The sequence below is a fragment of the Pseudomonas sp. A125 genome, from assembly GCF_055409485.1.
This window is the reverse complement of sequence record NZ_JBUZVP010000007.1, coordinates 154,559-168,574: the sequence shown is the minus strand read 5'-3', so window position 1 is coordinate 168,574 and position 14,016 is coordinate 154,559. Positions and strand designations below refer to the sequence as shown.

The following is a 14,016-nucleotide window of genomic DNA, read 5'->3' as shown; positions in this document are numbered from 1 at the left end:
TGGGCCATGACTGACAAGAGCCAACAATTCGCCAGCGACAACTATTCCGGCATCTGCCCGGAAGCCTGGGCCGCCATGGAACTCGCCAACCAGGGCCATCAACGCGCCTATGGCGATGATGAATGGACCCACCGCGCCGCCGACGGTTTCCGCAAACTGTTCGAAACCGACTGCGAGGTGTTCTTCGCCTTCAACGGCACCGCCGCCAACTCCCTGGCCCTGTCTTCACTGTGCCAGAGCTACCATAGCGTGATTTGCTCGGAAACCGCCCACGTCGAAACCGACGAATGCGGCGCGCCGGAGTTTTTCTCCAACGGCTCCAAGCTGCTCACCGCACGTACCGAAAACGGCAAGCTGACCCCGGAGTCGATCCGCGAGATCGCACTCAAGCGTCAGGACATTCACTACCCAAAACCCCGCGTAGTCACCCTGACCCAAGCCACGGAAGTGGGCAGTGTGTACACCCCGCAAGAAATCCGCGCCATCAGCGTCACCTGCAAGGAGCTGGGGCTGAACCTGCACATGGACGGCGCGCGCTTCTCCAACGCCTGCGCATTCCTGGGCTGCTCGCCGGCCGACCTGACCTGGAAAGCCGGCGTCGACGTGCTGTGCTTTGGTGGCACCAAGAACGGCATGGCGGTGGGTGAAGCGATCCTGTTTTTCAACCACAAACTGGCTGAAGACTTCGATTACCGCTGCAAGCAAGCCGGGCAACTGGCGTCGAAGATGCGTTTCCTGTCGGCCCCGTGGGTGGGTCTGCTGGAAAACGACGCGTGGCTCAAGCACGCCCGCCACGCCAACCACTGCGCGCAATTACTCAGCCGTTTGGTGGCGGATATTCCTGGGGTCGAGTTGATGTTCCCGGTGCAGGCCAACGGCGTGTTCCTGCAACTGTCGGAACCGGCGATTGCCGCGCTGACAGCCAAGGGCTGGCGGTTCTACACCTTCATCGGCAAAGGCGGCGCGCGGTTCATGTGTGCGTGGGATACCGAGGAAGAGCGCGTAAGGGAATTGGCTGCGGATATACGGGAAGTGATGAGCGCATAAAGTAGGAATTAGGCCATCGAATACTGGCGGAATGCCGAGACTGTTTTTTGATATTTCTGACAGCATCACGACCGATTTTCATGGACTAGCCTCTTGGAACCCGGAAGGAAAAGGCCGATACCGCTGCCACCTTTCGGGACTCACCGCCTGCCGAACAATCGGCCGGAAACGGAAATCCAGCAGAGGGCAACACCATGGAAAATCAAATCTATAGCACTAACCTGCAAGGCGAAGGCGCGATCAACACCACCGTCATCGACTGGAATGAGTTCAGGAAGGCTATCAACGTCGGCGACACCATCAAAGAGCCTGCGAGGACACTGCGGGTCACTGATAAAGTCTACGAACTGACAGCCTCAGGCCAGCACTTCGTCGTGCATATCTACACGCAATAACCGTTACCCCGTAAGGCCCGCGTCGAAGACTCATGACCTTCGACGCGGCACTGATCAAAACTCGATCCGCACATCCCCCTTCGGCACGCTGCAGCACGACAGGATGTAACCCTCGGCTTCGTCTTCCTCGGTGATCCCGCCGTTGTGGTCCATCTCGACCTCCCCGCCCAGTTTCATCACCTTGCACGTCCCGCAAATCCCCATGCCGCAGGCCTTCGGAATCAACAAGCCCAGCTTGGCCGCCGCTGCGTGTACGGTCTCGCCCGGCGCCACCCGGATGCTTTTGCCGGAGGCGATGAATTCCACCTGGTGCAGGTCCGCCAGGTCGATCTCTGGTGCATCCGCCGCCTGCTCGGCTTGCTCCACCGCGTCGGCACGGGCTTCCGGCGGCGTCGCACCGAACGATTCCTCGTGATAACGGCTCATGTCGAAGCCGGCGACTTCCAGCAGGCGTTTCACCGCGCTCATATAGGGCGTTGGGCCGCAGCAAAAAACTTCGCGCTCCAGGAAATCCGGCACCATCAGTTCCAGCATCTTGTGGTTCAGGTACCCGCGATAGCCGGCCCAGGGCTCACCCAGCCCGTGCTTTTCGCAGATCAGGTGCAGGCTGAAGTTGTCGATGCGCGACGCCATGTGCTCCAGCTCGCGGTGGTAGATGATGTCTTTCGGTGAGCGGGCGCTGTGGATAAACGTCATGTCGACGTTGGCATTGGTGTCGTAATACCAGCGGGCCATGGACATGACCGGTGTAATCCCGACACCACCGCTCAAGTACAGGACTTTCGGGTGGCTGAAGTCGATCGCGTTGAACAGCCCCACCGGCCCGTGTACAGCCAACTCCTGGCCTTCGTGCAGCGTGTCGTGCAGCCAGTTGGACACCTTGCCGCCCGGAACGCGCTTGATGGTCACCGAGAAGCTGTAAGGCACCGAGGGCGAGCTGGAAATGGTGTACGAGCGCATGATCGGCTGGCCTTCGATTTCCAGCTCCAGGGTGACGAACTGCCCCGGCTTGAAAAAGAACAGGATCGGCTGGTCGGCCATGAAACAGAAGGTGCGCACGTCCCAGGTTTCCTGGATGACTTTGACGCAACGGACGATGTGCCGACCATTGGCCCAGGTCTGGGTTGTTACCGGGTTCAGGAAGCTGTTGGACATGCTGTTCTCCATAGCCGTGTGATCGGCCTTATGGTGGCGATTCTGCGTAACGCGCTCACCTGCCATTTACCTATCTGCGACATTCACATACTTATCGCGACCAGCCCCCATACCACGGGGGTTGCGCGTCGGGAACAGAGTGGGCCATGTCGCTCATGGATAAGGTTCCGGCCTGCGCCGGCCCCACACTCGCTTCGCATAAAGACGCTTTCTTTACGCCTTGCATAGCACCAACCGTAGCCACTATTCGCCGGCCACACAGAATGGCCATGAGGACACACACGATGGACGTCACCGCAACCTTAAGCTTGGGCGATCCGCTGGAACCCGCACGCAAGGCCACCGCGCAAATGCTGCAAGAGCGCGAGCGTACGTTTTCGCTGCCGCAGCCGTTTTACTCTGATGAGCGGCTGTTCGATATCGACATGCAGGAAATTTTCCAGAAAGAGTGGTTGATCGCCGGCATGACGTGCGAGATCCCCACCAAGGGCAACTACATCACCCTGCAAGTGGGCAAGAACCCGATCATCGTGATCCGTGGCGCCGATGGCGTGGTGCACGCGTTCCATAACGTGTGCCGCCACCGCGGTTCGCGCTTGTGCACCAGCGACAAGGGCAAGGTCGCCAAGCTGGTGTGCCATTACCACCAGTGGACGTATGAACTCGACGGCCGCCTGCTGTTCGCCGGCACCGAGATGGGCGCCGACTTCGACATGAAGCAGTACGGCCTCAAGCCGGTGAACGTGAAGACCGCTGGCGGCTACATTTTTATCAGCCTTTCACAGAACCCGCCGGCCATTGACGACTTCCTGTCGACCCTGAGCCACTACATGGAACCGTACGACATGGAGAACACCAAGGTGGCGATCAGCACCACCTTGTTTGAAAAAGCCAACTGGAAGTTGGTGCTGGAAAACAACCGTGAGTGCTACCACTGCAACGCGTCGCACCCGGAACTGCTGAAAACCCTGCTGGAATGGGACGACGTCACCGACCCGCGCGCCGACCAGGCCTTCAAGGACCACGTGGCCGCTTCCGCCGCCGCGTGGGACGCCGAGAAGATTCCTTACGCCCACGCCAGTTTCGGCCTGCGCAACCGCATCGTGCGCATGCCGTTGCTCAAGGGCACCGTGTCGATGACCCTCGACGGCAAGCAAGGCTGCAACAAGCTGATGGGCCGCATCAAGAACCCCGACCTGGGCTCGATGCGCATCCTGCACCTGCCGCACTCGTGGAACCACTGCATGGGCGATCACATCATCGTGTTCACCGTATGGCCGATCAGCGCCCAGGAAACCATGGTCACCACCAAGTGGATCGTGCACAAGGACGCCGTGGAAGGTGTGGACTACGACGTCGAGCGCATGCGCAAAGTGTGGGACGCCACCAACGACCAGGACCGTCGCCTGGCCGAAGAGAACCAACGCGGCATCAACTCCACCGCGTATCAGCCAGGGCCGTACTCCCAAACCTATGAGTTTGGCGTAGTGAACTTTGTGGACTGGTACAGCGAGCGGATGCTAAGTAACTTGGGGGCGGCGCCGGCGCCGTACCTCAAAGGCGTCGCCGTACACGAGTAACCGGCTGACACGCCGCCGAGCAAAATGTGGGAGCCGGGCTTGCCCGCGATAGCGATTTAACATTCAACCCCACTGTTGGCTGTTACTCCGTCATCGCGGGCAAGCCCGGCTCCCACACGGGTTTGTGACTGTACAAAATTCATCCAACACCCTGACAGACCGCTGCCCGCCTTACTTCCAGCCATCGCCCAACAACTTATCCACAGAGCCACCCACAGCAATTGTGGGCAACTGCGCTTTCGTTCTGAAATAAAACCAAGAAAATCCGTGACTTATTCAAAGAGACGGGTTTTATTGCACATTGATCGTTTTTTGATCTAACGCCTGAAGGCCACGTTCTATATGGCCTACAGAGCAACGCAAACACCTTATCCACAGAAGCGCCAACAGACTTTGGGGGCAACTTTGGGCTGTCTGTGGAAAACCGCCTGAAACTGAGCAAAATCGCGGCCTTGAGCGTGAAAACAAGCTGAAAAGCCGAGATTGATCACGTTTTAACCAATACGCTGAAGACCACGTCTTATATGGCCCACAGCGGATAGCGAACATCTTATCCACAGAAGCACCAACAGACTTTGGGGGCAAGTTTGCGCCGGGCACGTCCTTATCCACAGAAAAACCCAAGGAAAAACCGCCAGTTAGGTTGGTTGTTTTTCGTACAGCGCGCTGCAGGGCTTGATTTGCATGGGCTGTGGACAGCCGCGAACAGGTTATCCACAGGTGGGTTAACAGGGATTGTGGGTAAACTCGCAAACGCCACAAAACCCTGTAGGAGCCGGGCTTGCCCGCGATGGCGGTGTATCAGCCAACAGGGATGTCGCTTGTGATGGCCTCATCGCGGGCAAGCCCGCTCCCACAGTGGATCAGCGCACTACACCTTCTTCTATGAGCAGCTTGAGAATGGCTTGGGCGCCGTCTTCCGGGCTCACACCCTTGAGCACTTGCCCACCGCCACCGCTGGCCTTGGCCGTTGCGGCCTTCATCCGATCCGCGCCGCTCTTGGCCTTGATCACCTTGAGGCGCTTGGGCCGTGGCTTGGCCGGCTGTAACACAGCGCCTGTGAATAACTCATCCTCCAGCACCTCAACGTCGTGGGCTTCCAGCACCCCGCGCTGGGCCGGGCCGTAGGCGCTTTGCCTTGGCTTGGGCGCCGCGTTATCCACCGTGGCCAGGAATGGCAGGCGCACCTTCAGGCGCCGTCGCTGCCCACGTGGCAGCGCTTGCAGCACATGGGCCACGCCGCCTTCGATGGACTCCACCTGGGCCAGGCCAACGATCAGCGGCCAGCCCAGTTGCTCGGCCAGCAGGAACGGCAACATCCCCGAGCCTTCGCCGGTTTCCGCCTGGCTGCCGGTGAGCACCACTTGGGCGCCAGCGTCCCGCAGATAGTCACTGAGCACCGGCAAGGCATCCGCGCCCGCTGGCTGTTCAAGCACATGAAGCTGGGGCAAGCCCATGCCCAGGTAAGCGCGCAAGGTGGGTTCGGCAATGTCGCCGGCATGCAGCACTTGCAGGCTGTCCCCAGCGAGCTGCAGGCCCAGCTCAACTGCACGTGCGTCCTGCTCGGCGCGGCGTGGGCGGCCCGAAGTCGGGTGGGCGCCGATGGACACCAGGCTGATTACATTCGTCGTGGTCATGGCCATTTCCTTAAGCCGCATCGCGCTTGGCGCCGTGGCGGTAGGCCTCGACCGCAACGATCAAGGCTTGCAGAATCGCGGCACTTTCGCCGATCACCGACAGGTCGGCACGCTTGATCATGTCGCAGCCCGGGTCGAGGTTGATCGCCACCACCTTGTCGCAGGCACCAATGCCTTGCAGGTGCTGGATCGCCCCGGAAATCCCCACCGCCACATAAACCCGTGCGGTGACCCAGGTGCCGCTGGCGCCGACCTGACGGTCACGGGCCATGAAGCCGTCGTCCACCGCCACCCGCGAGGCGCCTTCTGTAGCGCCCAACGCAGCAGCGGTCTGGTGGAACAGTGCCCAGTCCTTGACGCCGTTGCCGCCCGAGAAAATAAACTCGGCCTCGGCCATGGGAATCGCCGCCGGGTCCACCGCCACCGCGCCCAAATCCTCGATGCGCGGCAAGCTGCGCGGCAGGCCTGTGGATAACTCCACCGGCAGCACTTCATGGCGGGTTTCGCTGACGGGCTCGGCGCATTCCACCGCCGCCAGAATCATCCGTGGCAATGGCCGGGCGAGGTCTTCCTGGCCGGCACCTGCGCGGCCAATACATTCCTGGCCCTTGATCTGCCAGACCCGCGTGGCCGGGCGCTCCTTGAGGCTCGCGGCAAAGCGCCGGCCCAATTCGCCGCCACCGCTGCGGCTGTCCGGCAGCAACCAATGGCGTGGGTTGAACTGGTTATCCACAGCCCGCAGACCGTGAACCCGTTGCTCCGGGGAATAACCGTCGAATTCGTGACCGTCCAGCACCAGCAACCGGTCCACACCGGCGGTGGCGAAGGCGTTTTCCTTGTGCTCGCCGAACACCACGGCGAGTACCGCACCGTCGTCGCCGGCCAATTGCCGGGCCAGGCCGAGCAAGTCGCGGTCGTGGCTGCTCAGGCGCCCGCCGACCATGTCCGGTACTACGTTGATGTAGAACGCGGGCGCCGGTACCTGATGCAGCGGCAATTGCACTTGCACCGCCGCCGAACGCTTGGCCGCACCGCCCTGCTGCGCGCCGCTGCGGTCAATTCGCTTGATGCCATTGGGGCCGATAAAACCGACACCGTGCACGTTCTTGCGGATAACACCGTTAGGCCCCATCCAGCTCTGTTGCACCGGCTGCATCGCCGCGTGCAGCGGGTGCAGGCGGTTACGGGCGATCCATTCGGCCCGCGGGTCGCGGCGAGTAATGTCGCTCATCAATGCACCTTCGCAGGTTCGCGTTTCACGGTTTTGGCCGGGGTGGCGTCTTCGAGCAAGGCGTCAGCCACCAGCTCGGCAATGTCTTTGATCAATGGGCGCGGTTCGACCACGCCTTCCAGCATCGCCGTGCACTGTGGGCAACCCACGGCCACCAGCTCGGCGCCGGTCTCGCGGATGTCTTCCATGCGCATGTCGGGGATCCGCTGCTTGCCGGGAATGTCGGTAATCGGCGCGCCGCCACCGCCGCCGCAGCAGCGTGAGCGAAAGCCCGAGCGTTGCATTTCCTTGACCTCGATGCCCAGCGCCCGCAGCACTTGGCGTGGTGCCTCGTACTCGCCGTTGTAGCGGCCCAGGTAGCACGGGTCGTGATAGGTCACGCTGTTGCCTTTGTGCTGGACCAGGTTCAGGGCGCCGGCGTCGATCAGCTCGGCCATGTAGGTGCTGTGGTGCTGCACGAGGTAGTCGCCACCGAAGGCGCCGTATTCGTTTTTCAGCACGTGGAAACTGTGGGGGTCGCAGGTGACGATGCGCTTGAAGCGGTATTTGGCCAGGGTCTGGATATTGCGTGAAGCGAGCATCTGGAAAGTCGCTTCATCCCCCAGGCGCCGGGCCACGTCGCCGCTGTCGCGCTCTTCCAGGCCCAATACGGCGAAGTCGACCTTCGCCGCTTTCAGCACTTTGACGAACGAGCGCAGGGTGCGTTGGTTGCGCATGTCGAACGCGCCGTCGCCGACCCAGAACAGCACATCCACGGTTTTTTTGTCACTGAGCAACGGCAGGCTCAAGTCCGCTGCCCAGTTCATCCGCCCGCCCGGCGCAAAGCCGCCCGGGTTGTCGGTGGCGATCAGGTTTTCCAGGACTTCGGCACCCTTGTTCGGGGTTGCGCCTTTTTCCAGCGTGAGGTGGCGGCGCATGTCGACGATGGCGTCCACGTGCTCGATCATCATCGGGCACTCTTCCACACAGGCGCGACAGGTGGTGCAGGACCACAGGGTTTCAGGGTCCACCAGGCCGTTGACGATCGGCTGGTGCGGGTTGCCGCTGTGTTCGCCGATCGGTTTGCCGGGATAGGCGCTCCCGGCGAACTTGGCGTCGGTGCCACCGGCCAGGCCGACCACCATGTCCTGGATCAGTTTTTTCGGGTTCAGCGGCTGGCCGGCGGCGAACGCCGGGCACGCTGCTTCGCACTTGCCGCATTGCACGCAGGCGTCGAAGCCGAGCAGTTGGTTCCAGGTGAAGTCCACCGGTTTTTCCACGCCCAAGGGTGCGGTTTTGTCAGCCAGGTCCAGGGGTTTGAGGCCGGTGGAACGGCCACCGCCGAAGCGCTCGGCGCGGCGGTGCCAGGCCAGGTGCAAGGCGCCGGCAAAGGCGTGTTTCATCGGGCCGCCCCAGGTCATGCCGAAGAACATTTCGGACACGCCCCACAACACGCCCAGGCCGAGCAAGGCGGCGAGCAGCCAGCCACCGAAGTCCGCCGGCAGAATCCCGGCCACCGGCAAGGTCACCAGGAAGAAGCTCACCGAAAACGCCATCAGGCTTTTCGGCAGGCGCATCCACGGGCCTTTTGACAGGCGCGCAGGTGGGTTGCGACGGCGCAGGTAGACGAACGTGGCGCCGACAAACATCAGCACCGAGGCCAGCAGCAAGGCGTAGCCGAGGATGCGGTTATGCAGGCCGAAACCGTGCACCAGAATCGCCAGCAGCGCCGAGAGCACAAAGCCCAGCGCGGTGGCGACGTGGGTGTTGGCGATGTATTTGTCACGGGCGACCACATGGTGCAGGTCGACCATGTAGCGCTTGGGCATGGCCAACAGGCCGCCAAGCAGGTCGACCTTGGAAGCACGGCCACGGCGCCACATGTTCACCCGGCGCAAGGCGCCGAGGACCGCAAGGCCCAGGGCGGCGAACAGCAGGATGGGAAGCAGGGTGTTCAGCATGGTGAAGCTCCCAAAGACCACACAGGTCTTACATGGGAACCGGATCAATGTGGGAGCTGGCTTGCCTGCGATAGCATCACCTCGGTGTAACTGACACACCGAGTCGCCTGCATCGCGGGCAAGCCCGGCTCCCACAGAAAGCCGGCTCCCACATTGATCGGTTTCCACATTGGTTCAGTGTCGGGTCAGAAATCCTTGCACAGGCGCAGGGCGTCGTAGATGGCGGCGTGGGTATTACGCTGGGCCACACAGTCACCAATGCGGAACAGCAAGTACCCTTCACCCGGTTCGCTCAGGCACGGCTGCGGCTTGATCGCGAACAGGGCTTCGATGTCCATCTGGCCCTTGTTGCGCGAACCTTCCTTGAGCCCGTAGTAGATCTCTTCGTCCGGACGCACGCCGTTCTCGACCACCACCTGGTCCACCACCCGTTCCTCTTTGGCTCCGGTGTATTCGTTCTCCAGCACCGCCACCAGCTTGTCGCCTTCGCGGTAGACCTTTTCCAGCATCATGTCGCCGGTCATGATCACTTCCTTGGGGTACATGCTGCGGTAGTAAGTCGGGAACGACGTACCGCCGATGGCCACGCCAGGCTTGATGTCGTCGGTGACGATCTCGACCTGGCTGCCCTTGTCTGCCAGGAAGTCCGCCACCGACATGCCGGTGAACTCGCAGATGGTGTCGTACACCAGTACGTTTTTGCCCGGCGCTACTTTGCCGTCGAGCACGTCCCAACTGCTGACCACCAGGCCTTCTGCCGCGCCCCAGTGTTCGTTCTGTTCCAGGAACGGATGACCGCCCACCGCCAGCACCACCACGTCCGGGCGCAGGTCGAGGATGGTCGCCGCGTCCGCCGCCACGCCCAGGCGCAGGTCGACGTTCAGGCGTGCCAGTTCCAGCTGGAACCAGCGGGTGATCCCGGCAATCTGGTCACGCTGCGGGGCTTTCGACGCGGTAGTGATTTGCCCGCCGATAAATTCTTTTTTCTCGAACAGCGTCACGTCGTGGCCACGTTCTGCGGCAACCCGCGCCGCCTCCATCCCGGCCGGGCCGGCACCCACCACCACAACTTTGCGCTTGGGCCCGGTGGACTTCTCGATGATGTGCGGCACGCCCATGTATTCACGGGAAGTGGCGGCGTTCTGGATGCACAGCACGTCCAGCCCTTGGTACTGGCGGTCGATGCAGTAGTTGGCGCCGACGCACTGTTTGATCTGGTCGATCTGGCCCATCTTGATCTTGGCGATCAGGTGCGGGTCGGCGATGTGGGCGCGGGTCATGCCGACCATGTCCACGTAACCGCCTTCCAGGATGCGCGTGGCCTGGTTCGGGTCCTTGATGTTCTGCGCGTGCAGCACCGGGGCCTTGACCACTTCCTTGATACCGGCCGCCAAATGCAGGAACGGCTCCGGTGGATAACTCATGTTCGGAATAACGTTGGCCAGGGTGTTGTGGGTGTCGCACCCCGAGCCGACCACGCCGATGAAGTCGAGCATGCCGGTGTCATCGTAGTACTTGGCGATCTGTTTCATGTCCTCGTGGGACAGGCCGTCCGGGTGGAATTCATCGCCGCACAAACGGATGCCGACGCAGAAATCCGGGCCGACTTCCTTGCGTACCGCCTTCAACACCTCAAGGCCGAAACGCATGCGGTTTTCGAAGCTGCCGCCCCATTCGTCGGTACGTTTGTTAACCCGTGGGCTCCAGAACTGGTCGATCATGTGCTGGTGCACCGCCGACAGTTCCACACCGTCCAGGCCACCGGCCTTGGCGCGTGCCGCAGCGCTGGCGTAGTTGCCGATCACCCGCCAGATTTCTTCCGGCTCAATGGTCTTGCAGGTGGCACGGTGCACCGGCTCACGGATGCCCGAGGGCGACAGCAACGTAGGCCAATGCTCGCCATCCCAGCGCGAGCGACGGCCCATGTGGGTAATCTGGATCATGATCTTGGCACCATGCTTGTGCATGGCATCGGCCAGGTTCTGAAAGTGCGGGATGATCCGGTCATCCGCCAGGTTCACCGACTTCCACCAGCCTTGGGGGCTGTCGATGGCCACACTGGAAGAACCGCCGCAGATCGCCAGGCCGATCCCGCCCTTGGCTTTCTCTTCGTAATACTTCACATAGCGGTCGGTGGTCATGCCGCCGTCGGTGGCATACACCTCGGCGTGGGCGGTACTGAGCACGCGGTTGCGGATGGTCAGTTTGCCGATCTGGATCGGCGCAAACATTGCTTCGAAAGCCATGGCAGGGTCCTCGACTTACAACGGCTTGACGGTGAACAGGCCGTCGTCGTGGCCCTCTTCGGAGCCGCCGTAGACTTGCTCGGCCACCGTGCGCAGCTTGCTGCCGCGGGCTTCGAGGATCTGGTCCAGCGCGCCGGCAAACCAGCCGGTGAACATGTAGTCGACCTTGCGCCCGACCTTGCCGTACACGTAGACGAATGCCGAGTGTTCGAGCTTGACGCTGGCGGTGCCTTTGTCGAGGTCAATGTCCTGGATCTTGAACAGGCCCCAGCCACGCTGCGACAGGCGCTTCATATAGTGTTCGAACACCGCGACGCCTTCCAGCCCATGACATTCCGCTTCTTTTTCACACCAGTGCCAGGCGGATTTATAGCCGGCCTTGTAGAGGATTTCGGCGTAGGCCTCGCTGCCCAGGACTTCTTCGATACCCATGTGGTTGTTGACGAAGAAATGGCGCGGCACGTACAGCATCGGCAGGGCGTCGGAGGTCCAGACACCGGTTTCGCTGTCGACTTCGATAGGCAATTGCGGGGCGATCTTGGCCATGGAAACTTAACTCCGGAAAATTCGTTGTGTTGTTGGCCCGGTAGCAGCTGTCGAGCCCCAGCGAGGCTGCGTCGGACGCGCCGCTGATCTGGAACCGAGTCGCGCCTGACGCAGCCTCGCTGGGGCTCGACAGCTGCTACGGGGCATCATTGTTTAGCGGTTGGCTTATTCGCCCCAGACGTCCTTCAGGACGTTGACCCAGTTCTCGCCCATGATCTTGCGTACCACGCGCTCAGGATGGCCACGCTTGAGCAGGGTCTCGGTGAGGTTGGGGAACTCGCCCACGGTGCGGATGCCCAGCGGGTTGATGATCTTGCCGAAGCTGGTCAGGCGGCGGGCATAGCCCTTGTCGTGGGTCAGCATTTCAAAGAAATCCTGGCCATGGCCCTGGGTAAAGTCGGTGCCGATGCCGATGGCGTCTTCGCCGACGATGTTCATGGTGTATTCGATGGCTTCGGCGTAGTCATCGATGGTGGAGTCGATGCCCTTGGCCAGGAACGGCGCGAACATGGTCACGCCGACAAAGCCGCCGTGGTCGGCAATGAACTTCAGTTCTTCATCGGACTTGTTGCGCGGGTGTTCTTTAAGGCCCGACGGCAGACAGTGGGAGTAGCACACCGGTTTTTTCGATTCCAGGATGACTTCTTCGGAAGTCTTGGAGCCTACGTGGGACAGGTCGCACATGATGCCGACGCGGTTCATCTCGGCGACGATCTCGCGACCGAAGCCCGACAGGCCGCCATCACGTTCGTAGCAACCGGTGCCCACCAGGTTCTGGGTGTTGTAGCACATCTGCACCACGCCCACCCCGAGCTGCTTGAAGATCTCGACATAGCCAAGCTGGTCTTCAAACGCATGGGCGTTCTGGAAGCCGAAGATGATGCCGGTCTTGCCCTGTTCCTTGGCTTTGCGGATATCGGCGGTGGTTTTCACCGGGATCACCAGGTCGCTGTTCTCGCGGATCAGGGTCTGGCTGGCCACGATGTTGTTAATGGTGGCCTGGAACCCTTCCCATACCGACACGGTGCAGTTGGCAGCGGTGAGGCCACCCTTGCGCATGTCTTCGAACAGGTCGCGGTTCCACTTGGCAATGATCAGCCCGTCGATAACGATGCTGTCGGCGTGCAATTCGGCTGGGCTCATCAGGCGTCCCCTTATTGGCGATTCATGCGCCGAATCGTCTGCCGGCGCTTTGGGGCCAGCATATGCCCCGGGACGGAAGGAGCCGGGTGCAAAAACGACAAGGGAATTGCCGAAAGCGTCAATCCACGACAAAGGCCAACATGACATCTCTGACGGGCGTCTGTTATTTGTCTTACGCTTGAGCCAGAATTTGCTGATCAACTGATATGAGACGGCGCAATGAAATCGATTTTCCTGGCTTTGGCACTCATCGCAACCGGCGTGCACGCGGCTGAAGACACCGACAACACGCCTTGCGATGGCATCGAGAACGACAAGCAAACCCTGGAATGCGCCAGCTACAACAAAACCACCGCCGAGCAACTGCTCAAGGATAACTACCAGGGGCTGCTGGAACGCATGGGTTCGACCTATGGCAGCAACAAGACGCAGCTGGCAGACATTACCGCTCGTCTGAAGGATGCCCAGCAGAAGTGGGAAAAGCTGCGGGACGCCGATTGCGCCGTGGATACCTTCCCGGCAGTGGCGGGAAGCAAGGAATATGCGATCCAGCAAAACGACTGCCTGGCGCGAATGAGTGATGAACGGTCGGAGTTTTTAGAGTCGATTGGGCAGGAATAAGCCACAATCCACCCCTTTTCCCTCTGAAACAAGGCTATTCATGACTATCTGCGGCATCGAAATCAAAGGCAGTGAAGCCATTATTGCTGTCGCCTCGCTCGACGCTCAAGCATTGGGCCACGTCGCTCTGGCCACCAAGAAAATCTCCCTTGAAGACGATGATGAGGCGGCCAACGTCAAGGCCTTCGCCGCTCAGGTCAGCGCGTTCGTGCGTGAAAACTCCATCACTCACGTCGCCATCAAGAAGCGCAGCAAGAAAGGCGAATTCGCCGGTGGCCCGACTACGTTCAAGATTGAAGGTGTGTTTCAGTTGCTGGAGGGTGTTGAAGTGACGCTGCTGTCGCCGCAGACCATCAATGCGCAGAACAAGAAACACGACTTTGCGTTGCCTGCGACGCTGAACAAGTATCAGCATGAGGCTTACAAGGCCGCGTGTTCAGCCCTGCTGAAGAAATAAGCCACACCCCATATCTAC

The 14,016-nt window shown here is 61.0% G+C and carries 12 protein-coding genes; 5 read left to right on the top strand and 7 right to left on the bottom strand.

Translation table 11 applies throughout. The annotated features are described in order from the left end of the window. Positions 1 to 6 precede the first annotated feature (6 nt). Both ACZRN6_RS11945 and ACZRN6_RS11940 read left to right on the top strand, forming a co-directional pair. A complete protein-coding gene (locus ACZRN6_RS11945; protein WP_322148019.1) occupies positions 7 to 1,047 on the top strand; it encodes a threonine aldolase family protein in 1,041 nt (346 codons plus the stop codon). Between the two features lie 194 nt (positions 1,048 to 1,241). Then, entirely contained in the window at positions 1,242 to 1,442 is a 201-nt protein-coding gene (locus ACZRN6_RS11940; protein WP_322148020.1) for a hypothetical protein, read from the top strand. Positions 1,443 to 1,496: 54 nt separating this feature from the next. On the opposite strand, the gene gbcB is transcribed toward ACZRN6_RS11940, so the two are convergent. Continuing rightward, positions 1,497 to 2,597, bottom strand: coding sequence for a glycine-betaine demethylase subunit GbcB (gbcB, locus tag ACZRN6_RS11935; RefSeq protein ID WP_322148021.1), 1,101 nt, complete (start codon positions 2,595 to 2,597; stop codon positions 1,497 to 1,499). Between the two features lie 284 nt (positions 2,598 to 2,881). On the opposite strand from gbcB, the gene gbcA reads away from it, so the two are divergent. Next, a complete protein-coding gene (gene gbcA, locus ACZRN6_RS11930; protein ID WP_322148022.1) occupies positions 2,882 to 4,177 on the top strand; it encodes a glycine-betaine demethylase subunit GbcA in 1,296 nt (431 codons plus the stop codon). 863 nt (positions 4,178 to 5,040) lie between these two features. Here gbcA and etfB read toward each other — a convergent pair. The 6 genes from etfB to ACZRN6_RS11900 form a co-directional block, all read right to left on the bottom strand. Further along, on the bottom strand, positions 5,041 to 5,814 hold the full coding sequence (gene etfB, locus ACZRN6_RS11925; RefSeq protein WP_322148023.1) for an electron transfer flavoprotein subunit beta: 774 nt from the start codon (positions 5,812 to 5,814) through the stop codon (positions 5,041 to 5,043). 10 nt (positions 5,815 to 5,824) lie between these two features. Further along, positions 5,825 to 7,045 (bottom strand): electron transfer flavoprotein subunit alpha, encoded by a 1,221-nt coding sequence (etfA, locus tag ACZRN6_RS11920; protein WP_464008014.1) that lies wholly within the window; start codon positions 7,043 to 7,045, stop codon positions 5,825 to 5,827. Continuing rightward, a complete protein-coding gene (gene dgcB / locus ACZRN6_RS11915; protein ID WP_464008013.1) occupies positions 7,045 to 8,985 on the bottom strand; it encodes a dimethylglycine demethylation protein DgcB in 1,941 nt (646 codons plus the stop codon). Before dgcB ends, etfA begins: the two co-directional genes overlap by 1 nt. A gap of 185 nt (positions 8,986 to 9,170) precedes the next feature. Next, positions 9,171 to 11,231: a dimethylglycine demethylation protein DgcA gene (gene dgcA, locus ACZRN6_RS11910; protein WP_177087071.1), complete on the bottom strand. Its 2,061-nt coding sequence runs from the start codon at positions 11,229 to 11,231 to the stop codon at positions 9,171 to 9,173. 15 nt (positions 11,232 to 11,246) lie between these two features. Continuing rightward, positions 11,247 to 11,777, bottom strand: coding sequence for a 4-vinyl reductase (locus tag ACZRN6_RS11905; protein ID WP_322148026.1), 531 nt, complete (start codon positions 11,775 to 11,777; stop codon positions 11,247 to 11,249). 165 nt (positions 11,778 to 11,942) lie between these two features. Beyond that, positions 11,943 to 12,920 carry a dipeptidase gene (locus ACZRN6_RS11900; protein WP_010207105.1) on the bottom strand — a complete coding sequence of 326 codons (978 nt, stop codon included), beginning with the start codon at positions 12,918 to 12,920 and terminating at the stop codon, positions 11,943 to 11,945. 219 nt (positions 12,921 to 13,139) lie between these two features. On the opposite strand from ACZRN6_RS11900, the gene ACZRN6_RS11895 reads away from it, so the two are divergent. Both ACZRN6_RS11895 and ACZRN6_RS11890 read left to right on the top strand, forming a co-directional pair. Next, complete coding sequence (locus ACZRN6_RS11895) at positions 13,140 to 13,541, top strand: lysozyme inhibitor LprI family protein (RefSeq protein ID WP_322148029.1); 402 nt, start codon at positions 13,140 to 13,142, stop codon at positions 13,539 to 13,541. A gap of 40 nt (positions 13,542 to 13,581) precedes the next feature. Continuing rightward, positions 13,582 to 13,998 (top strand): DUF3010 family protein, encoded by a 417-nt coding sequence (locus ACZRN6_RS11890; RefSeq protein WP_322148030.1) that lies wholly within the window; start codon positions 13,582 to 13,584, stop codon positions 13,996 to 13,998. Positions 13,999 to 14,016: the final 18 nt, after the last annotated feature.